The sequence below is a fragment of the Paraburkholderia sp. HD33-4 genome (assembly GCF_021390635.1).
GTDB lineage: Bacteria > Pseudomonadota > Gammaproteobacteria > Burkholderiales > Burkholderiaceae > Paraburkholderia.
Genome location: NZ_JAJEJS010000001.1, coordinates 4,026,335 through 4,052,575, shown reverse-complemented (window position 1 = coordinate 4,052,575; position 26,241 = coordinate 4,026,335). Strand labels below are relative to the sequence as shown.

The following is a 26,241-nucleotide window of genomic DNA, read 5'->3' as shown; positions in this document are numbered from 1 at the left end:
TCATGACGCTCACACCGATGGTTGGTGCATTGATGCTGCTCGGCGGTGTGCTGACGTGCGCCGCGCATGCGCAGCCCGTCGCGCGCGGTGCGAAGGCGGCCAGTGCGGCATCGACTGGCGTTGTCACCGACACGCACCGGCGCTCGCCGGACGCGCCGTTTTCCTTTCGCGGCGTCGCGCTCGGCATCACGATCGACGAATTCCGCGCGGGCTCGGCCGTACGCGCGACGCCGGTCGGCAGCGTGCCGATCTGCGAGACGGACGTGCAGGCCGGAGCGCTCGGCATGCGGCTGAAGTCGCGCGATAGCCTGAGCGTCGCGTGCCGCTGGGCGCATCGCGATGATGAGCGCTGGGCCGTGTCGCAGGCCGTGGTCGATGGCGCGCCGGCGCTCGAACACGTGATGCGCTTCACGCGCATCGACGGGCAGGGCGCGCTGCGTCTCTACGAGATGTCGTTCGTGATCGACGAGCTGACCGCCGAGGATCTGCGCGACGCGCTCGAAGAGCGTTACGGGCCGCCGCGTCTGGCGACACGCAACGCCGCGGCGCCGGGCGCACTGCCGATGTACGTCTGGGAGAACTCAGTCAGTTCGATCACGCTGTGCTTTCTGCCGGGCAGCCGCAACGGCACGCTCACGTATCTGCTGAAGGGCTCGGATGCGTGGATGAAAGCGGTCGTGCGGCAGTGGCAGGCGAGCGGCGCCGACGCGGGCTGACGACTGCCTGGCATGCCTGAGCAATGCGAGCCCAACGCCGAAACCGGGCGGCGCCGGCTAACGCCGCCCGCTCCAACTCCATTTCATCTTTCTCGTCACGGAGCCAGCATGACCGCGCTACGTCTCACTCTCGTGCTCGGTGCCGCAAGCTGTCTCGCGGCGTGTTCGAGCACGCGGACACAGTCGATCGTCGAAACGCCGATGGCGCCGCCGCTCGCGTCCGTGCCTTTGAACGTGAACACGCAAGGCGCGATCTATCAGGCTGGCGCGCCGCTGCTGCTGTATGAGACGCCGCGCGCGCAGCACATTGGCGACGTACTGACGATCCGGCTGTCGGAATCGTATAGCGGCAACAACAGCGCGAGCGCGTCGGCGAACCGCGCGAGCAGCATCACCGCGACCGCGGCGGACCAATCGACGAACGCCGCCGCGCGACTCGCGAAACTGTTCAACATCGGCTCGGCCAGCACCGATTACAAAGGGCAGGGCAATCTGAGCGACATCAGCGACATGACGGGCACGCTGGCCGTAACCGTGATCGGCACGGTGTCGGGCGGCAATCTCGTCGTGTCGGGCGAGAAGGTGATCGCGATGAGCGGTACCCGCGACCGTCTTCGGCTGTCGGGCATCGTCAATCCCAAGGATATCGAAGCGGGCAATTACGTTGCGTCGAGCAAAGTCGCGAACGCGCGCATCGAACAGGCGGGCCTCGGCATGGTGAACGATGCGACGACGATGGGCTGGCTGCAAAGAATGTTTCTTAGCGTGCTGACGTTTTGACCGTCAGCCGCGTCAGCGCGGTGCGCACGGCGCCGCGCGGCGCGTTACATGCGAAGCATGGCTCGGCTTCGACCGGCAGTGCGCCGCTAGCCGAGCGGCGGAGCAAGCCCGCGTTCGGCCGCACCGATCTCGCCGTCCGGCACGAACACATAGCCGCGTCCCCACACCGTTTGCACGTAGCGCGGTTCCGACGGGTCCACTTCGATCAGCCGGCGCAAGCGCCAGATCGACACGTCGAGGCTGCGATTGCGATGCGCTTCGCTATTGCCGTGCAGTTTTTCGAGCAGCTGCGCGCGTGTGAGCACCGTCATCGCGTGCGTGACGAAGACCTTCAGCATCGCGAATTCGCTCGAACGCAGCGTGATGCGTTCGCCGTCGCGGCGCAGTTCGCGAGCGGGGAAGTTCACTTCGAAGCGGCCGAAATGATAGGGCGCGCGCTGCTCGGGCGCACCCGGCGCGATCGAGCCGCGACGCCGCAGCACCGTGCGAATCCGCGCGACGAGCTCGCTCGGTTCAAAAGGCTTGCCGAGATAGTCGTCGGCACCGAGTTCGAGGCCGATCACGCGATCGATCGGATCGGCGCGCGCGGTCAGCAGGATCACGGGAATGTCGTCGCCGGCGACCCGCAAGGCGCGCAGCGCGCTGATGCCGTCGAGCTCCGGCATCATGATGTCGAGCACGACGAGCGCGGGACGTTCCTGCTGTAATCTGCGCTGCAACGCCAAGCCATTTTCGAGCGTGGCGACGTTGAAGCCGCGCCCGTGCAGATATTCGCTGACGAGTTCGCGTACGACGGGATCGTCATCGACGATCAGGATGGTCTGGTTCATTCAGGTCATCTTAGTGATGCGCACGGGCCGCGCAAAGCGCATACCGCTTTCCAATCCTTTCCCCTGTAAGGCGCTGCAAGCAAGAACAAAGCCGCTGGGACTCAGTGGGTTGGCGGGAAGGCCTGCGAGGTTTGCAGGGTCTGCTGTTGCTGCGCTTGCCGCGCAAAGTCGGTTCGATCGACGACCATCCGCTCGATCAGACCGCCGAGCTTCACCGAGGCCGACGAGAAGCGATCGGTGTTCAGGCCGCCGGTCTGATAGCGCGCGGTGACGAGAATGCGGCCGCTCTGGATCAACGTCAGATCGATGATCGACAGGTACTGGATCGATTCGTCGCTGAACGTGCGACGACCGTAGTCGATCGCGGCGTTGTAGACGAGCCGCGCCTCGCAGCCGGCCGGCGAGGTGCCCGGATTGTAGACGTCCGAACGAATGCCGCGCCGCTCGAGCGCGAGCTGCAGCGCCGGCACGAAATCGCCGACCGACACCGTCGGATTCACTTCGATGCAGACGTGCTGCACATCCGCGGGACGGCCGTTGACGAAGGTCGGCGACGAGTAGTTCGACGCGATCGCGTAGCCGGCCTGGATCACCGAGCCGGTCGCGTCGGCTGCCTGGATCAGCGTCCACGCGCAGCCGTCGAGCGCGAGCGTCAGCGTCGCGGCGCAGGCGGCGAGGGCAGCTCGCGCGCAACGACGCCGGGATATCACCGAAGCAATCAGACATGTGCGCGAGTGCCTGGATGCCGCTGGCGCGCGCACGATCGGCGACGAGGTCATGAGGCAGCGCCCGATAGCGGTCGCAAGAGCATGCGATCAGTCACAAGCAACGACGGCCGCGCGCTCAGCGCGTCACGCGCAGTCGTAGTTCGTTCGGACCTTGCACGCTCGCGGTGACGTTCACGCGGCGCGCGTCGGTGGTTACGACGAAATGCTGGCGCACCGGCGTATTGACGTCGTGCACGACGCGCGGAAAGCAGGCGGCGATATCCGCGCCGAGTTCTTCGAGCGGATCGTTGATGACGCCGTCGGCTTGCCAGTGCGCGCGCCAATGGCAGTCGTACGCGTGTGGGCTGGCGCGGCAATCGTCAGTAGCGGAGACGCCCGGCAGCTGTGCTGCGGTCTCGTTCGGCAGTTGCCGGAAATCGCTCGCATCGACGATGTGCGTGAGCGCCGCGCAAACATCGGCGGGCTGGTTCGGCTCGGCCGTTTGCGCGGCTTCGGCGGCGTTCGTGAGCAGCAGCGCCGCGCCGCAGGCGAGCGCGATGCTTGAGAGCAAGGACGGGAGCAAAGGTGAAACACGGCGGGCGAATGACATGGGCGAGGAGTCCGAAGAGCGGTTGCGATGAAAGGCGTGTCTGACATCAACGAAGGCCGACGCATGGCGCGGCCGGTACGACTATCGTCGCTGCCCACGGGCATTTTCAAAGCGCGGAACAGCTTGCCCGCTTCGCAAGTGCTTTCGAACTCTTCTCGTGTCTTTCCGGATGTTGCGCCGGCTCGTCCCCGGCGCGCAGGCGAGGCTTAACCGAGCGTCAAGCCGCCGTCGATGTGAATCACCTGGCCGGTGATGTGGCGTGCCGCGTCGGACAGCAGGAATGCAATCAGCGCTGCGACGTCGTCCGGCTCGGCGACGTGGCCGAGCGGCGTCGCTTCGGCCGCGTGCGCCCATACCGCCGCGTTGTCGGCGCTTGGGCCGCGATCCTTGCGCGTGTAGCCCGGCGCCACGCAATTGACGGTCACGCCGAGTGGCGCGAGCTCCGCGGCCGCCGTTTTCGCGAGCGCTTCGAGTGCCGCTTTGGCGGCTGCTGTCGCGGCGAACGGGGCATCCGCGCGATAGCGATGCGCGACGAACGAGCTCAGCGCGACCACGCGACCGCGCTTCGATGTTTCGAGCGCGGGCATCGCGCGCCGCACTAGCGCGGCGAAGGCGGCCGGCATCGCGGCGAAGGCTGCGCTAAACGTATCGGGATCGAGTGCGGCTAGCGTTTGACGCTGCGCATGGCCGGCGTTCGCGACCAGCTGATCGAGCGCGCCGAAGCTCGCGAGCGTCTGATGGATCAGGTGCTCCGCCGCGCCGCGCTCGGCGAGGTCGCCGAACACGGTCGCGCAGCGTGCGCCGCTTGCCGTGCAGTCGGCGGCAACCTGCACGAGCCGTCGACGGGAGGTGTCGTCGGCGCCGCGAGCGTGCAGCATCAACGACGTATGCGGCGCCGCGAGGCGCCGCGCCAGCGCCGCGCCGATGCCGGAACCGGCGCCGGTGATCAGCACCACGCGAGGGGCGGCGCCGTGCGCTTCGCCGATGTGAGCGCCGCTCGCGTCGCTCACGCCGCTACCGCTTCGGCCGAACGCTCGACGTCGAGCGTTTCGTCATGGAACGCCGCAAGCGATTCGCGATGCGCGACGCTGACGATTGCCGCCTTCGGCAGCCGCTCCGTGAACAACCGATAGAGCCGCGCCTCGTTTTCCGCGTCGAGCGCGCTGGTCGCTTCGTCGAGGAACAGGTAGTCGGGCTTGTGCAGCAGCACGCGTGCGGCTGCGAAGCGTTGCTGCTCGCCAGGCGACAGCACACGGGTCCAGTGCGCGGTTTCCTGCAGCCGGTCCGCGTATTCCGACAGATGGCAGGTAACGAGCGCGTCGTGGCATTCGTCGTCGCTATAGGTGTTCGCCGCCGACGGGTACGCGAGCGCCGCCTTCAGCGTGCCGATCGGCATGTAGCTGACCTGCGGGATGAACATCATGCGCGCGTTGACCGGTGCGTCGATCGAGCCGTCGCCGAACGGCCACAGACCTGCGAGCGCGCGCATCAGCGTGCTCTTGCCCGCGCCCGAAGGACCGCGCACCAACCAGCGCGAGCCCGGCAGGATCGCGATATCGCGAATGCGCGACAGCGGGTTGCCATTCGGCAGCGCGAGCTTGAGGCTGTCGGTGGTCAGCGTGTTGCTGTCGACGAAATGCAGGTTGATGCCGCCGTGTTCCGTGGCCGGCGACACCGATTCCTTCAGGCGCGGCGAATGCACGACACGCTTGAATTCGCGCAACCGGTTCACGGTCGCGCGCCATTCGACGAGGCTCGTATAACTGTTGATGAACCACGAGAACGAATCGCTGACGGTGCCGAACGCGCTCGAGATCTGCATCAGCACACCGAACGTGAACGCGCCCGCGAAATAGCGCGGCGCGGCGACGACGATCGGGAAAATGATCGCGATCTGGCCGTAAAAGCTCAGCACGAAGGTCAGGCGCTTCGTGTACTTCATCACCTGCCACCAGTTGTCGCGGATGCGGCCGAACAGCGTGCGCGCGTTCGTCTTCTCGGTTTCCATGCCGTTGTAGAACGCGATCTGCTCGGCGTTCTCACGCAGCCGGATCAGACCGAAACGGAAATCCGCCTCGACTTTCTGCGCCTGATAGTTGATCGACACGAGCGGATGGCCGACCTTCTGCGTAACGAGCGAGCCGACCACCGCATACAACGCGGCGGCCCACACCATATAGCCCGGGATATGCAGCGGCATGCCGCCGAGCGAAATGCTCAGCGCGCCCGCGAGCGACCACAGGATCGTGATGAACGACACGAGCGTGACGACGGTCGACAGCAGATCGAGCGTCAGCGAAAGCGTCGTGGTCGCGAACGACTGCAGGTCGTCGCTGATCCGCTGGTCGGGGTTGTCGGCGAGGCGGTCGCGCTCGATGCGGTAGAACGCGCTGTCGTCGAGCCACTCGTTCAGGTAGCGGGTGGTCAGCCACTGGCGCCAGCGGAAGCCGAGCATCTGGCGGAGATAGCGTCCATACACGGCGAGGATGATGAAACCGAACGCGAGCCCGGTGAATATCATCAGCAGGTGCGGGAAGTCGTGGACGTTCTTCGCTTGCAGCGCGTTGTAGAAGTCCGCGCTCCAGCGGTTCAGGCGCACGTTGATCCAGACGACGAGCAGGTTCATCACGATGATCGCGACGAGCAGCCCCCACGCGGTGCCTCGTTCCTCGGAAACCCAGTAAGGCTTGATCAGGCTCCAGGCGGAGACCTTGTCGTCGGGTGGCAGCGCGGGGCTGGCAGAAGTATGTGATGTCATGAGCGTCCTGATGAAGTGCTGACCCGAAGTGCCATTCCGGCGTACGGGTCCGATCTGGTTGACCCATGTCGGGCGATCCCGAACAGCCGGCCCTTTTGCGGGGGCGCCGCTGCGGCGGGTCTGCGATATCTGGCCGGGCATCGCGCCATCGCGATCGATGAACGCGAGTCCGGACGGGCGCCCGATTCTGGCGTGACGCCCTTAAGCGAAAATTAATTTTCGGGGCCGGCGTCCGCTGGGGTGTCGCCGCCACGCATGCGGCCTCGAGCGCCGCGCGCGCCGCGTTTTTGCGGCACCTGTCACGGCATTGTGCCAGAGCGTAGGGTCGCTTCGCAGCGGCATCTCGACAGACGGTGCCAGATCAAAATCGCGGCAACGACGACGGACCGCTGGTTTGCGGGCGCCGCGCCTTTTATGGTCTAATGACCTGCGACGAAACAGGGGTGCTTCGCCCACAAGCGGCATGACTTTCATGCCGGGGCGGCGAGGCTGAGAGAGACCCTTTGCACCCGATCCGGGTAATACCGGCGCGGGAAGTTTCCGGAAGCAACCGTCTTCCATTCCCCGCCGGGCGGCGAGCGCAACTCACATGCGCACGTCGTGACCGGCCGGCTTCACCCGCCGGTTTCGTCCTGGGTACGTGCGTTTTTGGCCGTACGGAAAGGACTCGATGACCGCCTATTCTTCAGACATGTATTTTTCTCTTCGTCACGCCGCCTCGGGCGCGCCGTGCCGCCCCGGTTTTGCTCGCCGCATTCAAACGGAGCGTGTGCGATGAACCGTTCCGCTCGACCTGATTTCGCCGTGCTCGGCGGCGGTTTGTGCGGCCGGCTGGTCGCGTGGCGCCTGGCGGGCGACGGGCATCGCGTGGCGCTCTACGAGCGCGGCGATGCCGCCGGTTCGAAGGCTGCCGCATGGGTCGCCGCGGCGATGCTCGCGCCGCTGGCTGAAGCCGCGAGCGCCGAACTGCTGATCACGCGGCTCGGCGCGAGTTCGCTCGAAAGCTGGCCGCGCGTGCTCGCCGAACTGCCGGAGCCGGTGTTTTTCCAGCGCAACGGCACGCTCGTCGTCTGGCATCACGCGGATCGCACCGAGGCGCCGTTGTTCGAGCGCCGCGTGCGTGCGAACGCGCCAGCCGAGTTGCTCGACGGCGGCTTCATCGCGCTTTCGGGCGCGCAACTCGGCGCCACCGAACCCGCATTGGCCGGTCGCTTCAACCAGGGCTGGCTGCTGCCGCGCGAAGGGCAACTCGACAACCGTCAGGTGCTGTCCGCGCTCGCGGCGGGCCTTGCCGAGCGCGGCGTCGACACGCACTGGAACACATCGATCGACGAAGCGTCGCTGCCCGACGCCGGAATCACGATCGATTGCCGCGGGCTCGGCGCGAAGCCGGTGCTGCCGACGCTGCGCGGCATCCGCGGCGAAGTTGCGCGCGTGCATGCGCCTCATCTGCAACTGACGCGCCCGGTGCGGCTGCTGCATCCGCGCTACCCGCTGTATATCGCGCCGAAGCAGAACGGCCTCTACGTGATCGGTGCGACCGAGGTGGAGGGCGAGGACATGTCGCCCGTCAGCGTGCGCTCGGCGCTCGAGTTGCTGAGCGCTGCGTTTTCGGTGCATCCGGGCTTCGGCGAGGCGCGCATCCTCGAGCTGAATTCGCAGTGCCGGCCGACCTTGCCCGATCACCGTCCCGCGCTGCTGTGGGACGGCGCGCGCACGCTGCGCGTGAACGGCCTGTACCGGCACGGCTATATGATCGCGCCCGAAGTCGCCGATGAAGCCGTGCGCTTCGCGAGCGCGCTGCTCGACGGCCGCGTCGGTGATGCCGACGCATTCGCCGGCTGGCGGCGCGACGCACGCTGGAGCGAGCTGTTCCAGCAGCATTTCGCGCGAGAGCTGGCCTGAGCGTAGCGGCCAACGTGCCGCGCGCGATGCCGCTTTCGCCATCGATTGAACCGTATTCGAACACCATGAACATTCAAATCAATCAGAAGCCGTTATCGCTGCCCGAGGGCGCGACCGTCGCCGATGCGCTCGCCGCCTTTGGCGCGCGTCCACCGTTCGCGGTCGCGCTCAATGGCGATTTCGTCGCGCGTACGCAGCATGCGGCGCGCGCGTTGCAAACGGGCGACCGGCTCGACGTCGTGCAGCCGGTTGCGGGTGGCTGAGCGCGCTCGCGCCAGCCCGTCGCTTACCGAACGCAACAACCGTCGCCGAAAACCCATTGCCCCAGCGCGGTCGGATCCACGCCGCGACGGCAAACCAGGATGATGCAAATGACTTCTCACGAGAGCGCCGACGCGCTGACCCTATACGGTCAAACTTTCGCAAGCCGCGTGCTGCTCGGCACGTCGCGCTACCCGTCGCTGCAATCGCTGTCCGATTCGATCGACGCCGCGCGTCCCGGCATGGTGACCGTCGCGCTGCGCCGGCAGATGAACGAGGGCAACGCCGAAGCCGGCTTCTTCGATCTGCTCAAGCGCCACGGCGTGCCGCTCCTGCCGAACACGGCGGGCTGCCTCACCGTCGGTGAAGCAGTGACGACCGCGCACATGGCGCGCGAAATCTTCGAGACCGAGTGGATCAAGCTCGAACTGATCGGCGACGATTACACGCTGCAACCCGACCCGGTCGGCCTGATCGAGGCGGCCGCACGGCTCGTCAAGGACGGCTTCAAGGTGCTGCCGTACTGCACCGAAGATCTGGTGATCGGCCGTCGTCTGCTCGATGCCGGCTGCGAGGCGCTGATGCCGTGGGGCGCGCCGATCGGCACCGGCAAGGGTGTGATCAATCCGTACGGCCTGCGCGTCTTGCGCGAGCGGCTGCCGGACGTGCCGCTGATCGTCGATGCCGGGCTCGGCGTGCCGTCGCATGCGGCCCAGGTGATGGAGTGGGGCTTCGACGGCGTGCTGCTGAACACGGCGGTGTCGCAGGCGACGCACCCCGACGCGATGGCGCGCGCGTTCGCGCTGGGCGTCGAGGCGGGCCGGCAAGCCTATCTCGCGGGCCCGATGGCCGAGCGCGAGAGTGCGCACGCGAGCACGCCTGTGGTCGGCATGCCGTTCTGGCATCAGGATGGAGGTGCCGTATGACTCAGTCGTTGACGCTAAAGGACCGCGATCTGTTCTGGCCGACAGCCGACGAACTCATCGAAGCCGCCGAACGCATTCGCGCGCGGCTCGGCGACTGGCCGCCGACGCACGCGCCGTGGCGCATCTGCCTGACTGCGCCGGACGAACCGAATGGTGGCGACCTGATCGTGATCGCCGACGCGCAGCAGCACGGCGAGCAGATCGCTCGCTGGCTGACGCAGGGCGCGGGCGTGATCGTCGCCGCGGAAAATCGCGCGACGCTGCATCTGGGCGGCGAGAAGTACGGCCTCGAAGGCCATCTGGCGGAAGACTGGATCCCCGCGCTGGCCGCGTTCCTCGACTGCGGTTTCGATCCGCACGACGCGCTGGTGCTCGCGCTCGCGTGGCGCGACGGCGACGAGACCGGCGCCGACGACGCGTTCCCGGCCGACCTCGGCCGGTTTCCGCGCCTTACCGGCCTGCCACCGGCGCCCGCCAGGGCGTTCCCGCGCTGCCCGGACAAGCTCGGCCTGTACCCGGTGCTGCCGACCGCGGACTGGGTCGAACGGGTGGTCGGCTTCGGCGTGAAGACGGTGCAATTGCGCCGCAAATCGGCCGAACCCGCCGACGAGCTGAAGCGTGAAATCGCCCGCTGCGTGGCGGCCGGCCGCGCGCACGACGCCCAGGTGTTCATCAACGATCACTGGCAGGCGGCGCTCGAGGCGGGCGCGTACGGCGTACACCTCGGCCAGGAAGACGTGCATACCGCGGATCTGTCGGCGCTGGCGGACGCGGGCATCCGCCTTGGGCTGTCGACTCACGGCTTCTACGAAATGCTGAGGGCGCTGCATTTTCGTCCGAGTTACATTGCGTTGGGGGCGGTGTTCCCGACCACGACGAAGGTCATGCCGACCGCTCCGCAGGGCTTGCGGCGCCTCGCACGCTACGTGCGGCTACTCGACGGCGTAGTGCCGCTCGTCGCGATCGGCGGGATCGATCTGCAGGTGCTGCCCGACGTGCTCGCGACCGGCGTCGGCTGCGCGGCCGTGGTGCGCGCGGTGACCGAAGCGGCCGATCCGGCCGCCGCCGTTTCTGCGCTGCAACACGGGTTTACGCGATAATCGTCAGGCATAGTAAAGGGACGGGGCACCTCAAGGCAGCTTTTGCATGATGGCCCTATAATTCGGCCTTCCCTGTAAAAGGATTGTCAGTTTGGTGCCTTCCTCCCCCGAGTCCTTACTCGAGCTGCGCGACGTCGACTTCGGTTACGGCGACCGGCTCGTCCTGTCGAATCTGAATCTGCGCTTTCGTCGCGGTCAGGTCGTCGCGGTCATGGGCGGCTCGGGTTGCGGCAAGACCACGGTGCTGCGGCTGATCGGCGGCCTCGTGCGCGCGCAGCGCGGCCAGGTGCTGTTCCATGGCCAGGACATCGGCGCGCAGACGCGCGAAGGCCTTTACGCGCTGCGCCGCAAGATGGGCATGCTGTTCCAGTTCGGCGCGCTGTTCACCGACATGTCGGTGTTCGAAAACGTCGCTTTCTCGCTGCGCGAGCATACCGATCTCCCCGAAGAACTGCTGCGCGACCTCGTGCTGATGAAGCTCAACGCGGTCGGCCTGCGCGGTGCGCGCGACCTGCTGCCGTCAGAGATTTCGGGCGGCATGGCGCGGCGCGTGGCGCTCGCTCGCGCGATCGCGCTCGACCCCGAACTGATGATGTACGACGAGCCGTTCGCCGGCCTCGACCCGATCTCGCTCGGCATCACCGCGAATCTGATCCGCACGCTGAACCAGGCGCTCGGCGCGACGTCGATTCTGGTCACGCACGACGTGCCGGAATCGTTCGCGATCGCCGACTACGTGTATTTCCTCGCCAACGGCGGCGTGCACGCGGAGGGCACGCCGAACCAGCTGCGCGCGTCGACCGATCCGACCGTGCGGCAATTCATCGACGGCGCGCCGGACGGCCCGTTCAGATTCCACTATCCGGCGAAAGCTCCGCTCGCGGCGGACTTCGGCATCGGCGGGGGCCAGTCATGATCAGTACGCTCGGTCGCTCGGTCATCACCGGGCTCGGCACCGCCGGCTACGCGACGCGCTTCTTCCTGCGCCTTTTGCTCGAATTTTTTCCGCTGCTGCGCAGACCGCGTCTTGTCACGAAGCAGATCCACTTCGTCGGTAATTATTCGCTCGTGATCATCGCGGTGTCGGGGCTGTTCGTCGGCTTCGTGCTCGGGCTGCAGGGCTATTACACGCTGAACCGTTACGGCTCCGAGCAGGCGCTCGGGTTGCTGGTCGCGCTGTCGCTCGTGCGCGAGCTCGGGCCGGTCGTGACCGCGCTGCTGTTCGCCGGGCGCGCGGGCACGTCGCTCACGGCCGAAATCGGCCTGATGAAGGCGGGCGAGCAGCTCACCGCGATGGAAATGATGGCCGTCGATCCGGTCAAGGTCGTGATCGCGCCGCGCCTGTGGGCGGGCATTGTGTCGATGCCGATCCTCGCCGCGATCTTCAGCGCCGTCGGCGTGCTGGGCGGTTACGTGGTGGGCGTGCTGCTGATCGGCGTCGATGCCGGCGCGTTCTGGTCGCAGATGCAAAGCGGCGTCGACGTGTGGCGCGATGTCGGCGCCGGGGTCGTCAAGAGCGTGGTGTTCGGCCTCGCGGTGACCTTCGTCGCGCTGTTTCAGGGCTATGAGGCGAAGCCGACGCCGGAAGGCGTGTCGCGCGCGACGACCCGCACGGTCGTGTACGCGTCGCTGGCGGTGCTGGGGCTCGATTTCCTGCTGACCGCACTGATGTTCAGCTAAGACCGCGCAGCGTGCCGGCTGCCGGCGGCGCATGATGCGCGTTGCACGGCGGTATGTGGCGGCGGCGCGGCGGATTCACTTTGGGATGACGATGAAAAAGAATGTTCTCGACTTCTGGGTCGGCCTGTTCGTGGTGCTGGGTTTCGTGGCGTTGCTGTTTCTGGCGCTGAAGGCCGGCAACATGAGCTCGTTGTCGTTCCAGGCAACCTACCCGGTCAAGCTCAAGTTCGACAACATCGGCGGACTGAAGCCTCGCGCGCCGGTGAAGAGCGCGGGCGTGACGGTCGGCCGGGTCGCGTCGATCGGCTTCGATAGCAACACCTACCAGGCGCTCGTCACGATCGATATCGACAAGCAGTACCAGTTTCCGAGGGACACCTCGGCGAAGATCCTGACCTCGGGTCTGCTCGGCGAGCAGTACATCGGGCTCGAGCCGGGCGGCGACTCGGAAATGCTGAAGGCGGGCGATACCATCTCGATGACGCAATCGGCGATCGTGCTGGAAAATCTGATCGGCCAGTTCCTGTATAGCAAGGCCGCGGATTCCGGTGCGGCGAAGCCCGCTGCATCGGCCCCCGCGCCGGGCGCGCCGGCCTCCGGCGCTGCCGGCCAATGAGGCCAACAAGGAGAACAACGATGCAGACCACACTGCAGACCTCGCACAGCGGTGCGCGCGTCCTACAGTTCGGCAAGGTCGCCGTGGCGGCTGCGCTGCTGGCCGGTTGCACGACCGTGCAGACGCCTACCAAGGGCGACCCGTTCGAAGGGCTGAACCGCACGATCTTCACCGTCAACGACAAGATCGACCAGTACGCGATCAAGCCTGTCGCGCAGGGCTACGTGTTCGTGACGCCGCAGCCGGTGCGGGACAGCGTGACGAACTTCTTCTCGAACATCGGCGACATCTATATCGCGGCGAACAATCTGCTGCAGTTGCGTATCGCGGACGGCGTGTCCGACATCATGCGGATCGTGATCAACACGTTGTTCGGCGTCGGCGGCTTGTTCGACGTCGCGACGCTCGCGAAGCTGCCCAAGCACGACAACGACCTCGGTCTGACGCTCGGCCACTACGGCGTGCCGTCGGGCCCTTATCTGGTGCTGCCGCTGTTCGGGCCGAGCACGGTGCGCGACGCATTCGGCTCGCTCGGCAACTACTACGTGAACCCGATCAGCTACATCAGTCCGTCGGGCCTGAGCTGGGGCCTGTGGGGCCTGAACATCATCAGTACGCGCGCGAACCTGCTCGGCGCGAGCAACCTGCTGGAAACCGCGGCGCTCGACAAATACTCGTTCGTGCGCAGTGCGTATCTGCAGCGCCGCCAGTATCTGCTGTCGGATAACCGCCGGCGTCCGCAGGAGTTGCCGAGCTACGACGAGGAAGCGCCGCTGCCGAAGTACGACGAAGGCGAGACGGGGGCGGCGGGCGCAGCGACTGGCGCGGCCGCGGCGCCGGCCGGTGCAGCGACTGGCGCGGCCGGGGCCGCCGCGGGCACGCAGGGTACCGCGGCCACGACGGCTCCCGCATCTGGCGCGGCGGCTACGCCGCTAGGCGCGTCGGCACCCGAGGCGGCCTCGGGCACCGCAACCCCGCCGCTCGACATCAACGGCGGCCCTGAAACCCAGATTCCGGCCGGTCAGTTGGTGCCGCCCACGCGCTTCAACTTTCCGTCCTTCAGATTGCATTGAACGTGCAGCCGTAACAGATCGATACGACTCTCGCAGTTTGCGCATGGATTGCCGTCAAACTCGCGTGATAAGGTCGCTCACACTGTTGCACTATTTTTGAGGCAGAGCTCGATATGAAAAAATTCTTCCTGATTCCTTTGTTTGCCGCGTTGTTTTCATTCGTCAGCGTCGGCGCATCGGCGCAAACTGTCGATTCCAACGCACCCGACGCGCTGATCAAGACCGTCACCCAGCAGGTGATGGACTCGATTCGCGGCGACAAGTCGATCCAGCAGGGCGACATCACGCACATCACGGCGCTCGTCAACGAAAAGATCCTGCCGTACACCGATTTCCGCCGCACCACGCAGCTCGCGATGGGCCGCAACTGGCGCACGGCGTCGCCCGAGCAGCAGAACCAGGTGGTCGAGCAGTTCAAGATGCTGCTGATCCGCACGTACTCGGGCGCGCTCGCGCAGGTGCGCGACCAGCAGATCCAGTACAAGCCGTTCCGCATGAACCCGGACGACACCGACACGGTGGTGCGCTCGGTCGTGATGAACAACGGCCAGCCGATCGAACTCGACTACCGCCTGTACAAGACGCCGCAAGGCTGGCGCGTGTATGACATCAACGTGCTCGGCGCCTGGCTGATCCAGGCATATCAGCAGCAGTTCAACGAGCAGATCCAGCAGAAGGGCGTGGACGGACTGATCCAGTTCCTCACGCAGCGCAATCAGCAACTCGCCGCGGGCAAGCAGTCGTGAACGACGCGCGAAAACCGGTCGCGAACCGCTTCGACAGCGGTGCGACACTGACCCATGGGAGCGCGAAGGCCGCGCTCGCGGCGGGTCTGCAACGCATCGCGGCGGGCGCGGGCGGCGTCGATTGCGCGCCGCTCACGCAGTTCGATTCGTCGGCGCTCGCGGTATTGCTCGCGTGGGTGCGGGCCGCGGCGGCGCGTGGCGGCAAGTTCGAAATCATCAATCTGCCGGCTGGTCTCGCCAGCCTCGCGCAGGCCTACGGCGTCGATACGCTTCTCACTTCCGGCGCCTCCAGCATGGTTGCGTCAGCGCGACATTGACGCTGCTCTAGCGTCGTCTCCCTCCTTCCGGCGAGGCCGGGGGTCTCAGTTTTTGCCCTATAATCAAACGTTTTTTTGGGGCGTTGAACTGGCCCCGTAATCGGCCCAAGTTCCGTTTCTTCCAGCATTTGCTCGTCCCCAGGCTCCATCGGGGCTACTTCAGGCGCCGCAACGCACGCGGCCCATAGTCATGTCAGCCATAGAAATTCGTAACGTCAAGAAGCGCTACAAGGACTTGCAGGCGCTCAAGGGCGTCAGCCTCACGGTCGAAGAAGGCGAGTTCTTCGGACTGCTCGGTCCGAACGGCGCGGGCAAGACGACGCTCATCAGCATACTCGCGGGTCTCGCGCGCGCCGACGAAGGCAGCATCGCGGTGCGCGGTCACGACGTCGTCGACGATTTCCGCAACGCGCGCCGCGCGCTCGGCGTGGTGCCGCAAGAACTCGTGTTCGATCCGTTCTTCACGGTTCGCGAAACCTTGCGCATCCAGTCGGGCTACTACGGGCTGCGCAACAACGACGCGTGGATCGACGAGATCATGGCCAATCTCGATCTCACCGAAAAAGCCGATGCCAACATGCGCGCGCTGTCGGGCGGCATGAAGCGCCGCGTGCTGGTCGCGCAGGCGCTCGTGCACCGTCCGCCGGTGATCGTGCTCGACGAGCCGACCGCGGGCGTCGACGTCGAGTTGCGCCAGACGCTGTGGAAATTCATCTCGCGCCTGAATCGCGAAGGCCACACGATCGTGCTGACCACGCACTACCTGGAAGAAGCCGAATCGCTGTGCGACCGCATCGCGATGCTGCGCCGTGGCGAGGTGGTTGCGCTCGATCGCACCAGCACGCTGCTGCAGCGCTTCGCCGGCATGCAGCTGTTCGTGCGCTTCGCGCAGGGTGTATTGCCCGCCGAGCTGCGGCCGCTCGAAGCGGAAAGCGGCGCGGGCAACGGCAGTGGCCGCCAGCATCTGCTGCGCCTGACGAGCTACGACGACGTCGAGCGCATCCTCGCGCAATGCCGCGCGGCCGGTTGTACATTCGAAGAAATCGAGGTCCGCAAGGCCGACCTCGAAGACGTATTCGTTCAGGTGATGAACGGTCCGGAAGTGATCGAGGGGCTCGCATGAGCGGCTACAGTGGATTCAGCACGCTGTTTTATAAAGAACTGCTGCGTTTCTGGAAGGTGTCGTTCCAGACCGTGCTCGCGCCGGTCATCACCGCGCTGCTTTACCTGACCATCTTCGGCCACGCGCTGCGCGGCCACGTGCAGGTCTATCCGGGCGTCGAATACACGAGCTTCCTGATTCCGGGCCTCGTGATGATGAGCGTGCTGCAGAACGCGTTCGCGAACAGTTCTTCTTCGCTGATTCAATCGAAGATCACCGGCAACCTCGTGTTCGTGCTGCTGCCGCCGCTATCGCACTACGAGATGTTCGCGGCCTACGTGCTCGCGGCCGTGGCGCGCGGGCTGTGTGTCGGCTTCGGCGTGTTCATCGTGACGATCTGGTTCGTGCCGCTCGCCTTCACCGCGCCGCTCTACATCATCGTGTTCGCGATGTTCGGCGCGGCGATTCTCGGCACGCTGGGTCTGATCGCCGGCATCTGGGCCGAGAAGTTCGACCAGCTCGCCGCGTTTCAGAACTTTCTGATCATGCCGCTCACGTTCCTGTCGGGCGTGTTCTACTCGACGCATACGCTGCCGCCCGTGTGGCGCGAAGTATCGCGGCTCAATCCGTTTTTCTACATGATCGACGGCTTTCGCTATGGCTTTTTCGGCGTGTCGGATATCGACCCGCTGGTGAGCCTCGCGATCGTCGCCGGTTTCTTCGTGGTGCTGGCTGCCGTGGCGATGCGCATGCTCGCCACCGGCTACAAGCTGCGCCACTGACGAGGAGCTTCTCTCATGCTGCCGACTCCCGAACAGGTCAAACAGTACATTGCGGCTGGACTCGCGTGCGAGCATCTCGAAGTCGAAGGCGACGGTCAGCATTTCTTTGCGACGATCGTTTCGCCGAACTTCGAAGGCAAGCGCCTGATCCAGCGTCACCAACTCGTGTATGCGGCGCTCGGCGACCGCATGCGCGAAGAAATCCACGCGCTCAGCATGAAGACGCTGACGCCCGCCGAATGGCAGAACGCGTAATCTGGAAATTTAGTGCGAATCACTCAGGAAGGGCGCGACACCGCTAGCGGCGCGCCGAACACAGACAAAGCAGGTCCGGGCGTGAACCGGGCCGATCAGGAACCGACAGGCATGGATAAACTCATCATTGAAGGTGGCTACCCGCTCTCCGGTGAAGTTGTCGTCTCGGGTGCGAAGAACGCGGCATTGCCGATCCTGTGCGCGGGTCTGCTGAGCGCCGATCCGGTGCATCTGGAGAACGTGCCCGATCTGCAGGATGTGCGCACGATGCTCAAGCTACTCGGCCAGATGGGCGTGCGTATCGAAGCAGGCGAAGGGCGCGTCGCGCTCGACGCGTCGAAGGTCGACAACCTCGTTGCGCCGTACGAGATGGTGAAGACGATGCGCGCATCGATTCTCGTGCTCGGTCCGCTCGTCGCGCGCTTCGGTCATGCGCGCGTGTCGCTGCCGGGCGGCTGCGCGATCGGCGCGCGTCCGGTCGATCAGCACATCAAGGGTCTGCAGGCGATGGGCGCCGAGATCACGATCGAGCACGGCTTCATCGAAGCGCGCGCGAAGCGTCTGAAGGGCGCGCGCATCGTCACCGACATGATCACCGTGACCGGCACCGAGAACCTGCTGATGGCGGCGGTGCTCGCCGAAGGCGAGACGGTCATCGAGAACGCGGCGCGCGAACCCGAAGTGGTCGACCTCGCGCATCTGCTCGTCGCGATGGGCGCGAAGATCGACGGCATCGGCACCGATCGCCTCGTGATCCACGGCGTCGACAAGCTGCACGGCGCGCAGCACGCGGTGATTCCGGACCGCATCGAAGCGGGCACGTTCCTGTGCGCGGTCGCGGCCGCCGGCGGCGACGTCACGCTGCGCAAGATGCGTCCGCTTCTGCTCGAAGCCGTCACCGAAAAGCTGCGCGAAGCGGGCGTCACGGTCGAGGAAGGCGACGACTGGATGCGCGTGCGCATGGACAAGCGGCCGAGCGCGGTCACGTTCCGCACCTCCGAATACCCGGCGTTCCCGACCGACATGCAAGCGCAGTTCATGGCGCTCAACACGATCGCGGACGGTACGTCGCAGGTCGTCGAGACGATCTTCGAAAACCGCTTCATGCACGTGCAGGAGCTGAACCGTCTCGGCGCGAGCATCACGATCGACGGCAACACCGCGCTCGTGAACGGCGTCGAGAAACTGTCCGGCGCCAAGGTGATGGCCACCGATCTGCGCGCGTCCGCGAGTCTCGTGATCGCCGCGCTGCGCGCCGAGGGCGAGACGCTGATCGACCGCATCTATCACCTCGATCGCGGCTACGACCGCATGGAAGCGAAGCTCAACGCGATCGGCGCGAAGGTGCGCCGCGTTTCCGGGAGCGAGGCATGAGTTCGATGCCGCAAACGTCGTCGTCGCCGGCGGTGAGCGCGCCGCTCACGCTCGCGTTGTCGAAAGGGCGTATCTTCGAGGAAACGCTGCCGCTGCTCGCGGCGGCCGGCATCGAAGTCGCGGAAGATCCGGAAACGTCGCGCAAGCTGATCCTGCCGACCACCGACCCGAACCTGCGCGTGATCATCGTGCGCGCGACCGACGTGCCGACCTATGTCGAGTACGGCGCGGCCGACTTCGGCGTGGCCGGCAAGGACGTGCTGCTCGAGCATGGCGGCAGCGGTCTGTATCAGCCGGTCGACCTCGACATCGCGCGTTGCCGGATGTCGGTCGCGGTCGCGGCGGGTTTCGATTATGCGAACGCGGTGCGCCAGGGCGCGCGTCTGCGGGTCGCGACCAAGTATGTTGAAACTGCACGTGAGCATTTCGCCGCCAAGGGCGTTCACGTCGATCTGATCAAGTTGTACGGTTCGATGGAACTCGCGCCGCTGGTCGGTCTCGCCGATGCGATCGTCGACCTGGTCAGCTCGGGCAGTACGCTGCGCGCGAACAATCTGGTCGAGGTGGAGGAGATCATGCAGATTTCGTCGCGCCTCGTCGTGAACCAGGCAGCGCTGAAGCTCAAACGCGCCGCGTTGCGGCCGATTCTCGACGCGTTCGCCAATGCGTCGTCGCCAGCCGGCGCCCCGGCGGCCTGACTGACGATGGCGATGTGACGTCGCTCTGATAGCGCGCCTTACCGAAACGGATACCTGTATGTCTACCAAGATTCGCAAACTCGATTCCACCGCTCGCGACTTTCAAAAGTCGCTGCATGCGGTGCTCGCGTTCGAGGCGAGCGAAGACGAAGCCATCGAGCGCGCGGTCGCGCAGATTCTGAACGACGTGAAGGCGCGCGGCGACGAGGCGGTGCTCGAGTACACGAAGCGCTTCGACCGCATCGATGCGAAAAGCGTGGCCGCGCTCGAACTGCCGATGTCGGAGCTCGAAGCGGCGCTCGAAAGTCTCGAGCCGAAGCGGCGCGCTTCGCTCGAAGCGGCGGCGGCGCGCGTGCGCGGCTATCACGAGAAGCAGAAGATCGAGTGCGGCAGCCATAGCTGGCAGTACACCGAAGCCGACGGCACGGTGCTCGGCCAGAAGGTCACGCCGCTCGATCGCGCGGGGATCTACGTGCCGGGCGGCAAGGCCGCGTATCCGTCGTCGGTGCTGATGAATGCGATTCCGGCGCGGGTGGCCGGCGTGCGTGAAATCGTGATGGTCGTGCCGACGCCGGACGGCGTGAAGAATCCGCTCGTGCTCGCGGCGGCTCTGCTGGGCGGTGTCGATCGCGTGTTCACGATCGGCGGCGCGCAGGCGGTGGGCGCGCTCGCGTACGGCACGCAGACCGTGCCCGCGGTCGACAAGATCTGCGGCCCCGGCAACGCGTACGTCGCGTCGGCGAAGCGTCGCGTGTTCGGCACGGTCGGCATCGACATGATTGCCGGACCGTCGGAAATCCTCGTGCTGTGCGATGGCACCACCGATCCGCGCTGGGTCGCGATGGACCTGTTCTCGCAGGCCGAGCACGACGAACTCGCGCAGTCGATCCTGCTGTGCCCGGACGACGCGTTCATCGCGCGCGTGCAGGAAGCGATCGACGAACTGCTGCCCACGATGCCGCGCCAGCAAGTGATCCGCACGTCGCTCGAAAACCGCGGTGCGCTGATCAAGGTCCGCGACATGGCCGAAGCCTGCGCGATCGTCAACGACATCGCGCCGGAGCACCTCGAAATTTCGGCGCTGGAGCCGCATCAATGGGCGCAGCAGATCCGTCACGCGGGCGCGATCTTCCTTGGCCGCTACACGAGCGAGAGCCTCGGCGACTACTGCGCGGGCCCGAACCACGTGCTGCCGACGTCGCGTACCGCACGGTTTTCGTCGCCGCTCGGCGTCTATGACTTCTTCAAGCGTTCGAGCCTGATCGAGGTCAGCGCGGAAGGTGCGCAGACGCTCGGCGAGATCGCTGCTGAACTCGCATACGGCGAAGGTCTGCAGGCGCACGCACGCAGCGCCGAATACCGGATGCGGCAAAACAACAACGAACGCGGCTGAGGCAGACTGCCGATCACGCGGGCGCGCGGCGGAACTCAAGCAGGCATGAGCGGGAGCAGGAGAAGCGGCGATGGCGGCAAGCGCCGCCGCATCGACCGGCTTCCATATTTTCCTGCTTCCACCCGCGCGAGCGACGGATCGAGCCCACCCGGCCCGTTCAATAACGACCAGAGAGACCAACCCGAGCGCCCTGCGCCGACGACGCCGGTCCGGCGTTTTTCGCACGGCTGCGCCCCCGAAGCTATGACGACACCTCAAGACATCATTCGCAGCGACGTGCTCGCAATGACGAGCTATCCGGTTCCGGACGCCACCGGCTTCATCAAGCTCGACGCGATGGAGAACCCGTTTCCGCTGCCACCGGAACTCGCCGCGCATCTTGGCGAACGTCTCGCCGGCGTCGCGCTGAACCGTTATCCGGCGCCGCGCCCCGAGCAGTTGATCGAGCGCATCCGTCACGTGATGGGCGTGCCGGCGGGGTGCGACGTGCTGCTCGGCAATGGTTCGGATGAAATCATCAGCATCATGTCGGTCGCGTGCGCGAAGCCGGGCGCGACGGTGCTCGCGCCGGTGCCGGGCTTCGTCATGTATCAGATGTCGGCGAAGCTGGCGCATCTCGAATTCGTCGGCGTGCCGCTCAAAGCCGACTTCACGCTCGACACCGACGCGATGCTCGCGGCGATTGCCGAGCATGAACCGGCGATCATCTATCTCGCGTATCCGAACAACCCGACCGGCACGCTGTTCGATGACGCCGAAATCGAGCGCATCATCGCCGCGGCGGGCAAGAGCCTCGTCGTGATCGACGAGGCGTATCAGCCGTTCGCGCAGAAGAGCTGGCTGCCGCGCGCCGACCAGTTCGACAACGTCGTCGTGATGCGCACGGTGTCGAAGCTGGGTCTCGCCGGCATCCGCCTCGGTTACCTGGTCGGCAAACCCGCGTGGCTGACCGAGTTCGACAAGGTGCGTCCACCGTACAACACCAACGTGCTGACGCAGGCCGCCGCCGATTTCCTGCTCGACCACATCGGCGTGCTCGACGCGCAGGCCGCACAATTGCGCGACGAACGCGAGAAACTCGCGCAGGCTGTGGCCGCGCTGCCGGGCGCCGAAGTGTTCGCTAGCGCGGGCAATTTCCTGCTGGTGCGGGTGCCCGATGCGTCGGTGATGTTCGAAACCCTGCTAACGGCGCGGATTCTGATCAAAAACGTGAGTAAAATGCATCCATTGCTCGCCAATTGCGTGCGTTTGACCGTCGGTTCGCCGAACGAGAACGCCCAGTTGCTCGCCGGCCTTGAACTCGTGTTGCGGTAACCCGCCGCATTGAACGGCTGCCCTGCGTAGCCAGCCAGTTTGCCCACCCCACATTACTAGCGCTTTTAAGCCAGATTCGAGGAATTGCCATGCGCCTTGCGGAAGTCGTTCGCAACACCAGCGAAACGCAGATCCGTGTGAAGATCAACCTGGACGGCACCGGTCAGCAGAAGCTGGCCACCGGTGTGGCGTTCCTGGACCACATGCTCGACCAGATCGCCCGCCACGGGCTGTTCGACCTCGAGATCGAAGCGCATGGCGACCTGCACATCGACGATCACCACACGGTCGAAGACACCGGCATCACGCTCGGCCAGGCCGTCGCGAAGGCGATCGGCGATCGCAAGGGCATCCGCCGCTACGGTCATTCCTATGTGCCGCTCGACGAAGCGCTGTCGCGCGTCGTGATCGATTTTTCCGGCCGTCCGGGTCTCGAATTCCACGTGCCGTTCACGCGCGCGCGCATCGGCACGTTCGACGTCGACCTGTCGATCGAATTCTTCCGCGGCTTCGTGAACCATGCCGGCGTGACGCTGCACATCGACAACCTGCGCGGCATCAACGCCCACCACCAGCTCGAAACGGTGTTCAAGGCGTTCGGCCGCGCGCTGCGCATGGCCGTCGAGCTCGACGAGCGCGCGGCCGGACAGATTCCGTCGACCAAGGGCAGCCTCTGACGTAACAGGTATAGCAGGCTTCAACACGGGTTTCACCGCCTCCAACGTCTTCAGGCCGCTCACCTTCAAGCGATTCATCGGGCAGAACCGAATTTGCCGGCACGTCGTTCTACGCCGTGCGGCGGGATCGATGGATCGAGGGCAGAGCGGCCAAACTTGAAATGAAAACTTCGATAGCGATTGTGGATTACGGAATGGGCAACCTGCGCTCGGTTGCCCAGGCACTGCGCAAAGCCGCGCCGGAAGCGGACGTGGCGATCGTCGGTCGTCCGGAAGCGATCCGCTCGGCCGACCGCGTGGTGCTGCCGGGCCAGGGTGCGATGCCCGACTGCATGCGCAGTCTCGGCGCGTCCGGATTGCAGGAAGCGGTCGTCGAGGCGTCGCGCAGCAAGCCGCTGATGGGCGTGTGCGTCGGCGAGCAGATGCTGTTCGACTGGAGCGCCGAGGGCGACACGCCGGGTCTGGGTCTGTTGCCCGGCAAGGTGGTGCGCTTCGAGCTCGAAGGCCAGGTGCAGGACGACGGCTCGCGCTTCAAGGTCCCGCAGATGGGCTGGAACCGCGTGCGTCAGGCGCAGCCGCATCCGTTGTGGGACGGTGTCGCCGACAACGCGTTCTTCTACTTCGTGCACAGCTACTACGTGGTGCCGGACAACCCGGCGCATACGTCGGGCGAGACGGTCTACGGCGTGCCCTTTACCTCGGCGGTAGCGCGGGATAACATCTTCGCCACCCAGTTCCACCCTGAAAAGAGTGCCGAGGCGGGTTTGCGCGTGTATCGCAACTTCGTGCACTGGAACCCGTGAACGCCATTCTTCAACCCGTTGCCGCGCGTGCGTCGCGCGGTGCCGCGGTCCCGCATCCGACCGGCGCTCCACTGGAGCGCCGAACGAGTTGTACTAAACTAGCGAGACGGTATTGCGGCGGGATCACTCGCCAGCCGCTGCCGCCGACCTTCAATCCACTCCCAGATAACACCCGATTGCTATGCTGCTGATTCCCGCCATCGACCTGAAAGATGGTCAGTGTGTACGCCTCAAACAGGGCGATATGGACCAGGCGACGATTTTCTCCGAGGAACCGGCGGCAATGGCCCGACATTGGGTCGACCGCGGCGCGCGTCGTCTGCATCTCGTCGATCTGAATGGCGCGTTCGCCGGCAAGCCGAAGAACGGCGACGCGATCCGCGCGATCATCGATGAAGTGGGCGGCCAGATTCCGGTTCAGCTCGGCGGTGGCATCCGCGACCTGAACACGATCGAGCGCTATCTGGACGACGGTTTGTCGTACGTGATCATCGGCACGGCGGCGGTGAAGAACCCCGGTTTCCTGCAGGACGCGTGCACCGCGTTCGGCGGCCACATCATCGTCGGTCTCGACGCGAAAGACGGCAAGGTCGCGACCGACGGCTGGAGCAAGCTGACCGGCCACGAAGTGGCCGACCTCGCGCGCAAGTTCGAGGATTACGGCTGCGAGTCGATCATCTATACCGACATCGGCCGCGACGGCATGCTGCAAGGTATCAACATCGAAGCGACGGTGCGCCTCGCGCGCGCGGTCAAGATTCCGGTGATCGCGAGCGGCGGACTGTCGAACCTCGCGGACATCGAATCGCTGTGCGAAGTCGAAGGCGAGGGTATCGAAGGCGTGATTTGCGGTCGCGCGATCTATTCGGGCGACCTCGACTTCGCGGCCGCGCAGACGCTCGCGGACAAGCTGCGCGAAGCGGACGACGCTTAAAGCGCGGCGTCGGCTGCGCTTGCTGGGAGGCTTGCGTCGTGCGCCGCGCGGCGCTCACCTCGGCTTGCGGCATTCGCTCGACCGAGGCTGGCCGGTAGCGCGCGTCGCACGATCACGCAACCGGAACCTCGTCAGCTTGCGGCCAGTACACCACTCGCGGCGCGACGCAACCGCTCGCGCCGGCACCGTGCCGCTTGCCTGCAAGTGAGCGGCCTCATCAGCGGTATTGGCAGAATTGCACGATCATGGCTCTAGCTAAACGCATCATCCCCTGTCTCGACGTCACCGCGGGCCGCGTGGTCAAGGGCGTCAACTTCGTCGAACTGCGCGACGCGGGCGACCCGGTCGAAATCGCGCGCCGCTACGACGACCAGGGCGCCGACGAACTGACGTTCCTCGACATCACCGCGACCTCGGATCAGCGCGACCTGATCCTGCCGATCATCGAGGCGGTCGCCTCGCAGGTGTTCATTCCGCTGACGGTCGGCGGCGGCGTGCGCGCGGTCGAAGACGTGCGGCGCCTGCTGAACGCGGGCGCCGACAAGATCAGCATGAACTCGTCGGCGGTCGCCAATCCGCAGCTCGTGAAGGATGCGACCGACAAATACGGCTCGCAGTGCATCGTCGTCGCGATCGACGCGAAGCGCGTGTCCGCCGACGGCGAGACGCCGCGCTGGGAGGTGTTCACGCACGGCGGCCGCAAGGCCACCGGCCTTGATGCGGTTGAATGGGCGCGCAAGATGGCCGAGCTCGGCGCGGGTGAAATCCTGCTGACCAGCATGGATCGCGACGGCACCAAAAGCGGCTTCGATCTCGCGCTGACGCGCGCGGTGTCGGACGCGGTGCCGGTGTCGGTGATCGCCTCGGGCGGCGTCGGCAATCTGCAGCATCTCGCCGACGGCATCAAGAGCGGTCACGCTGACGCGGTGCTCGCCGCGAGCATCTTCCACTATGGCGAACACACGGTCGGCGAAGCCAAGCGCTTCATGGCCGATCAGGGTATTTCGGTGAGGTTGTGACGTGACGAATCCCTCGGCAGTGAACTGGCTCGACAAGGTCAAATGGGACGCGAACGGCCTCGTGCCGGTGATCGCGCAGGAAGCGTCGACGAACGACGTGCTGATGTTCGCGTGGATGAACCGCGAGGCCCTGGCGAAGACCGTCGAGACCGGCCGCGCGGTGTACTTCTCGCGCTCGCGCCAGCGCCTGTGGTTCAAGGGCGAGGAATCGGGTCACGTGCAGCACGTGCATGAAGTGCGACTCGATTGCGACGAAGACGTCGTGCTGCTGAAAGTCGAGCAGGTGTCGGGCATCGCATGCCACACCGGCCGCCACTCGTGCTTTTTCCAGAAATTCGAAGGCTCGGTGGACGACGGCGACTGGCAGGCCGTCGATCCCGTGCTGAAAGACCCAGAACACATCTACAAATGACGCAATCCATGCAAAACCCGTCGTCCGCCGAGGCTTCCACGCTCGATACGCTGTTGCGCCTCGCGGCGGTGATCGATAGCCGCAAGGGCGGCGATCCGGACCTCTCGTACGTATCGCGCCTGTTCCACAAGGGCGACGACGCGGTGCTGAAGAAGATCGGCGAAGAAGCCACCGAAGTCGTGCTGGCCGCCAAGGACGTGCGCCAGGGCGGCGCGCCGAAGGCGCTGGTCGGCGAGGTCGCGGACCTGTGGTTCCACTGCCTCGTGATGCTGTCGCATTTCGATCTGAGCCCCGCTGAAGTGATCGCCGAACTCGAGCGTCGCGAAGGCCTGTCGGGCATCGAGGAAAAGGCGCTGCGCAAGAGCCGCGAGCGCGAGGAAAACGGCGACTGAGCAGCTGGAGCGGAAACCAGGCGTTTCCGCTTGAAGTCGCGCGCGCGGGCACCTATATAGC

The 26,241-nt window shown here is 65.7% G+C and carries 30 protein-coding genes and 1 riboswitch; of the genes, 25 read left to right on the top strand and 5 right to left on the bottom strand.

Translation table 11 applies throughout. The features are described from left to right. Positions 1-2 precede the first annotated feature (2 nt). A complete protein-coding gene (locus tag L0U84_RS18100; protein WP_233851549.1) occupies positions 3-716 on the top strand; it encodes a hypothetical protein in 714 nt (237 codons plus the stop codon). A 108-nt stretch (positions 717-824) separates the two neighbouring features. Continuing rightward, entirely contained in the window at positions 825-1,496 is a 672-nt protein-coding gene (locus L0U84_RS18095; protein WP_233851547.1) for a flagellar basal body L-ring protein FlgH, read from the top strand. An 86-nt stretch (positions 1,497-1,582) separates the two neighbouring features. On the opposite strand, the gene L0U84_RS18090 is transcribed toward L0U84_RS18095, so the two are convergent. The 5 genes from L0U84_RS18090 to L0U84_RS18070 form a co-directional block, all read right to left on the bottom strand. Beyond that, positions 1,583-2,326 (bottom strand): response regulator, encoded by a 744-nt coding sequence (locus L0U84_RS18090; RefSeq protein ID WP_013090717.1) that lies wholly within the window; start codon positions 2,324-2,326, stop codon positions 1,583-1,585. A gap of 101 nt (positions 2,327-2,427) precedes the next feature. After that, on the bottom strand, positions 2,428-3,105 hold the full coding sequence (locus L0U84_RS18085) for a hypothetical protein (protein WP_233851545.1): 678 nt from the start codon (positions 3,103-3,105) through the stop codon (positions 2,428-2,430). 64 nt (positions 3,106-3,169) lie between these two features. Further along, a complete protein-coding gene (locus L0U84_RS18080; protein ID WP_233851543.1) occupies positions 3,170-3,643 on the bottom strand; it encodes a hypothetical protein in 474 nt (157 codons plus the stop codon). 206 nt (positions 3,644-3,849) lie between these two features. Then, on the bottom strand, positions 3,850-4,653 hold the full coding sequence (locus L0U84_RS18075; protein ID WP_233851541.1) for an SDR family NAD(P)-dependent oxidoreductase: 804 nt from the start codon (positions 4,651-4,653) through the stop codon (positions 3,850-3,852). After that, entirely contained in the window at positions 4,650-6,401 is a 1,752-nt protein-coding gene (locus L0U84_RS18070; RefSeq protein ID WP_233851539.1) for an ABC transporter ATP-binding protein/permease, read from the bottom strand. The genes L0U84_RS18075 and L0U84_RS18070 overlap by 4 nt, the downstream gene beginning before the upstream one ends. A gap of 429 nt (positions 6,402-6,830) precedes the next feature. After that, a riboswitch (TPP riboswitch) is annotated at positions 6,831-6,954 on the top strand. A gap of 221 nt (positions 6,955-7,175) precedes the next feature. On the opposite strand from L0U84_RS18070, the gene L0U84_RS18065 reads away from it, so the two are divergent. The 23 genes from L0U84_RS18065 (at position 7,176) to L0U84_RS17955 (ending at position 26,180) form a co-directional block, all read left to right on the top strand. Continuing rightward, entirely contained in the window at positions 7,176-8,306 is a 1,131-nt protein-coding gene (locus tag L0U84_RS18065) for an FAD-dependent oxidoreductase (RefSeq protein ID WP_233851537.1), read from the top strand. 65 nt (positions 8,307-8,371) lie between these two features. After that, complete coding sequence (thiS, locus tag L0U84_RS18060) at positions 8,372-8,569, top strand: sulfur carrier protein ThiS (protein ID WP_233851536.1); 198 nt, start codon at positions 8,372-8,374, stop codon at positions 8,567-8,569. Between the two features lie 108 nt (positions 8,570-8,677). Next, positions 8,678-9,493, top strand: coding sequence for a thiazole synthase (locus L0U84_RS18055; RefSeq protein WP_233851535.1), 816 nt, complete (start codon positions 8,678-8,680; stop codon positions 9,491-9,493). Next, positions 9,490-10,593 carry a thiamine phosphate synthase gene (gene thiE / locus L0U84_RS18050; RefSeq protein WP_233851534.1) on the top strand — a complete coding sequence of 368 codons (1,104 nt, stop codon included), beginning with the start codon at positions 9,490-9,492 and terminating at the stop codon, positions 10,591-10,593. Before L0U84_RS18055 ends, thiE begins: the two co-directional genes overlap by 4 nt. 94 nt (positions 10,594-10,687) lie before the next feature. Continuing rightward, positions 10,688-11,509, top strand: a complete 822-nt coding sequence (locus L0U84_RS18045; protein ID WP_233851533.1) for an ABC transporter ATP-binding protein — start codon at positions 10,688-10,690, stop codon at positions 11,507-11,509. Next, positions 11,506-12,273 carry a lipid asymmetry maintenance ABC transporter permease subunit MlaE gene (gene mlaE / locus L0U84_RS18040; protein WP_062128416.1) on the top strand — a complete coding sequence of 256 codons (768 nt, stop codon included), beginning with the start codon at positions 11,506-11,508 and terminating at the stop codon, positions 12,271-12,273. Before L0U84_RS18045 ends, mlaE begins: the two co-directional genes overlap by 4 nt. 91 nt (positions 12,274-12,364) lie before the next feature. Continuing rightward, positions 12,365-12,889, top strand: a complete 525-nt coding sequence (gene mlaD, locus L0U84_RS18035) for an outer membrane lipid asymmetry maintenance protein MlaD (protein WP_233851532.1) — start codon at positions 12,365-12,367, stop codon at positions 12,887-12,889. A gap of 20 nt (positions 12,890-12,909) precedes the next feature. Further along, positions 12,910-13,962: an MlaA family lipoprotein gene (locus tag L0U84_RS18030; RefSeq protein ID WP_233851531.1), complete on the top strand. Its 1,053-nt coding sequence runs from the start codon at positions 12,910-12,912 to the stop codon at positions 13,960-13,962. A gap of 113 nt (positions 13,963-14,075) precedes the next feature. Then, the gene (locus tag L0U84_RS18025; RefSeq protein WP_233851529.1) at positions 14,076-14,708 is read left to right on the top strand and encodes an MlaC/ttg2D family ABC transporter substrate-binding protein; all 633 of its coding nucleotides are present in this window, start codon (positions 14,076-14,078) and stop codon (positions 14,706-14,708) included. Continuing rightward, on the top strand, positions 14,705-15,025 hold the full coding sequence (locus tag L0U84_RS18020) for an STAS domain-containing protein (protein WP_233851527.1): 321 nt from the start codon (positions 14,705-14,707) through the stop codon (positions 15,023-15,025). Before L0U84_RS18025 ends, L0U84_RS18020 begins: the two co-directional genes overlap by 4 nt. Positions 15,026-15,215: 190 nt before the next feature. Then, positions 15,216-16,148, top strand: coding sequence for an ABC transporter ATP-binding protein (locus L0U84_RS18015; RefSeq protein ID WP_233851526.1), 933 nt, complete (start codon positions 15,216-15,218; stop codon positions 16,146-16,148). Continuing rightward, entirely contained in the window at positions 16,145-16,909 is a 765-nt protein-coding gene (locus L0U84_RS18010) for an ABC transporter permease (protein ID WP_233851525.1), read from the top strand. Before L0U84_RS18015 ends, L0U84_RS18010 begins: the two co-directional genes overlap by 4 nt. A 15-nt stretch (positions 16,910-16,924) precedes the next feature. After that, positions 16,925-17,164, top strand: a complete 240-nt coding sequence (locus L0U84_RS18005) for a BolA family protein (protein WP_008918725.1) — start codon at positions 16,925-16,927, stop codon at positions 17,162-17,164. A gap of 111 nt (positions 17,165-17,275) precedes the next feature. Then, positions 17,276-18,538: a UDP-N-acetylglucosamine 1-carboxyvinyltransferase gene (gene murA, locus L0U84_RS18000; protein ID WP_233851524.1), complete on the top strand. Its 1,263-nt coding sequence runs from the start codon at positions 17,276-17,278 to the stop codon at positions 18,536-18,538. After that, positions 18,535-19,236: an ATP phosphoribosyltransferase gene (gene hisG / locus L0U84_RS17995; protein ID WP_233851523.1), complete on the top strand. Its 702-nt coding sequence runs from the start codon at positions 18,535-18,537 to the stop codon at positions 19,234-19,236. Before murA ends, hisG begins: the two co-directional genes overlap by 4 nt. Positions 19,237-19,294: 58 nt before the next feature. Beyond that, a complete protein-coding gene (gene hisD, locus L0U84_RS17990) occupies positions 19,295-20,629 on the top strand; it encodes a histidinol dehydrogenase (protein WP_233851522.1) in 1,335 nt (444 codons plus the stop codon). A gap of 243 nt (positions 20,630-20,872) precedes the next feature. Further along, positions 20,873-21,943 (top strand): histidinol-phosphate transaminase, encoded by a 1,071-nt coding sequence (hisC, locus tag L0U84_RS17985; protein ID WP_233851521.1) that lies wholly within the window; start codon positions 20,873-20,875, stop codon positions 21,941-21,943. 89 nt (positions 21,944-22,032) lie between these two features. Next, the gene (gene hisB, locus L0U84_RS17980) at positions 22,033-22,620 is read left to right on the top strand and encodes an imidazoleglycerol-phosphate dehydratase HisB (RefSeq protein WP_233851520.1); all 588 of its coding nucleotides are present in this window, start codon (positions 22,033-22,035) and stop codon (positions 22,618-22,620) included. 161 nt (positions 22,621-22,781) lie between these two features. Continuing rightward, positions 22,782-23,423 carry an imidazole glycerol phosphate synthase subunit HisH gene (gene hisH, locus L0U84_RS17975; protein WP_233851519.1) on the top strand — a complete coding sequence of 214 codons (642 nt, stop codon included), beginning with the start codon at positions 22,782-22,784 and terminating at the stop codon, positions 23,421-23,423. A 181-nt stretch (positions 23,424-23,604) separates the two neighbouring features. Further along, positions 23,605-24,357 (top strand): 1-(5-phosphoribosyl)-5-[(5-phosphoribosylamino)methylideneamino]imidazole-4-carboxamide isomerase, encoded by a 753-nt coding sequence (hisA, locus tag L0U84_RS17970; RefSeq protein WP_233851518.1) that lies wholly within the window; start codon positions 23,605-23,607, stop codon positions 24,355-24,357. A 245-nt stretch (positions 24,358-24,602) separates the two neighbouring features. Beyond that, complete coding sequence (gene hisF / locus L0U84_RS17965; RefSeq protein ID WP_062128440.1) at positions 24,603-25,376, top strand: imidazole glycerol phosphate synthase subunit HisF; 774 nt, start codon at positions 24,603-24,605, stop codon at positions 25,374-25,376. A gap of 1 nt (position 25,377) precedes the next feature. Further along, a complete protein-coding gene (gene hisI / locus L0U84_RS17960) occupies positions 25,378-25,788 on the top strand; it encodes a phosphoribosyl-AMP cyclohydrolase (RefSeq protein WP_090802086.1) in 411 nt (136 codons plus the stop codon). Further along, positions 25,785-26,180, top strand: coding sequence for a phosphoribosyl-ATP diphosphatase (locus L0U84_RS17955; RefSeq protein WP_233851517.1), 396 nt, complete (start codon positions 25,785-25,787; stop codon positions 26,178-26,180). Before hisI ends, L0U84_RS17955 begins: the two co-directional genes overlap by 4 nt. The last annotated feature ends 61 nt before the right edge of the window (positions 26,181-26,241 follow it).

Bases quoted from the DNA above. Each gene is read 5' to 3' on its own strand.
- L0U84_RS18100 (WP_233851549.1), top strand. From the start codon at position 3: ATGACGCTCACACCGATGGTTGGTGCATTGATGCTGCTCGGCGGTGTG.
- L0U84_RS18095 (WP_233851547.1), top strand. From the start codon at position 825: ATGACCGCGCTACGTCTCACTCTCGTGCTCGGTGCCGCAAGCTGTCTC.
- L0U84_RS18090 (WP_013090717.1), bottom strand. From the start codon at position 2,326: ATGAACCAGACCATCCTGATCGTCGATGACGATCCCGTCGTACGCGAA.
- L0U84_RS18085 (WP_233851545.1), bottom strand. From the start codon at position 3,105: ATGACCTCGTCGCCGATCGTGCGCGCGCCAGCGGCATCCAGGCACTCG.
- L0U84_RS18080 (WP_233851543.1), bottom strand. From the start codon at position 3,643: ATGTCATTCGCCCGCCGTGTTTCACCTTTGCTCCCGTCCTTGCTCTCA.
- L0U84_RS18070 (WP_233851539.1), bottom strand. From the start codon at position 6,401: ATGACATCACATACTTCTGCCAGCCCCGCGCTGCCACCCGACGACAAG.
- L0U84_RS18065 (WP_233851537.1), top strand. From the start codon at position 7,176: ATGAACCGTTCCGCTCGACCTGATTTCGCCGTGCTCGGCGGCGGTTTG.
- thiS (WP_233851536.1), top strand. From the start codon at position 8,372: ATGAACATTCAAATCAATCAGAAGCCGTTATCGCTGCCCGAGGGCGCG.
- L0U84_RS18055 (WP_233851535.1), top strand. From the start codon at position 8,678: ATGACTTCTCACGAGAGCGCCGACGCGCTGACCCTATACGGTCAAACT.
- thiE (WP_233851534.1), top strand. From the start codon at position 9,490: ATGACTCAGTCGTTGACGCTAAAGGACCGCGATCTGTTCTGGCCGACA.
- mlaE (WP_062128416.1), top strand. From the start codon at position 11,506: ATGATCAGTACGCTCGGTCGCTCGGTCATCACCGGGCTCGGCACCGCC.
- mlaD (WP_233851532.1), top strand. From the start codon at position 12,365: ATGAAAAAGAATGTTCTCGACTTCTGGGTCGGCCTGTTCGTGGTGCTG.
- L0U84_RS18030 (WP_233851531.1), top strand. From the start codon at position 12,910: ATGCAGACCACACTGCAGACCTCGCACAGCGGTGCGCGCGTCCTACAG.
- L0U84_RS18025 (WP_233851529.1), top strand. From the start codon at position 14,076: ATGAAAAAATTCTTCCTGATTCCTTTGTTTGCCGCGTTGTTTTCATTC.
- L0U84_RS18015 (WP_233851526.1), top strand. From the start codon at position 15,216: ATGTCAGCCATAGAAATTCGTAACGTCAAGAAGCGCTACAAGGACTTG.
- L0U84_RS18010 (WP_233851525.1), top strand. From the start codon at position 16,145: ATGAGCGGCTACAGTGGATTCAGCACGCTGTTTTATAAAGAACTGCTG.
- L0U84_RS18005 (WP_008918725.1), top strand. From the start codon at position 16,925: ATGCTGCCGACTCCCGAACAGGTCAAACAGTACATTGCGGCTGGACTC.
- murA (WP_233851524.1), top strand. From the start codon at position 17,276: ATGGATAAACTCATCATTGAAGGTGGCTACCCGCTCTCCGGTGAAGTT.
- hisG (WP_233851523.1), top strand. From the start codon at position 18,535: ATGAGTTCGATGCCGCAAACGTCGTCGTCGCCGGCGGTGAGCGCGCCG.
- hisD (WP_233851522.1), top strand. From the start codon at position 19,295: ATGTCTACCAAGATTCGCAAACTCGATTCCACCGCTCGCGACTTTCAA.
- hisC (WP_233851521.1), top strand. From the start codon at position 20,873: ATGACGACACCTCAAGACATCATTCGCAGCGACGTGCTCGCAATGACG.
- hisB (WP_233851520.1), top strand. From the start codon at position 22,033: ATGCGCCTTGCGGAAGTCGTTCGCAACACCAGCGAAACGCAGATCCGT.
- hisH (WP_233851519.1), top strand. From the start codon at position 22,782: ATGAAAACTTCGATAGCGATTGTGGATTACGGAATGGGCAACCTGCGC.
- hisA (WP_233851518.1), top strand. From the start codon at position 23,605: ATGCTGCTGATTCCCGCCATCGACCTGAAAGATGGTCAGTGTGTACGC.
- hisF (WP_062128440.1), top strand. From the start codon at position 24,603: ATGGCTCTAGCTAAACGCATCATCCCCTGTCTCGACGTCACCGCGGGC.
- L0U84_RS17955 (WP_233851517.1), top strand. From the start codon at position 25,785: ATGACGCAATCCATGCAAAACCCGTCGTCCGCCGAGGCTTCCACGCTC.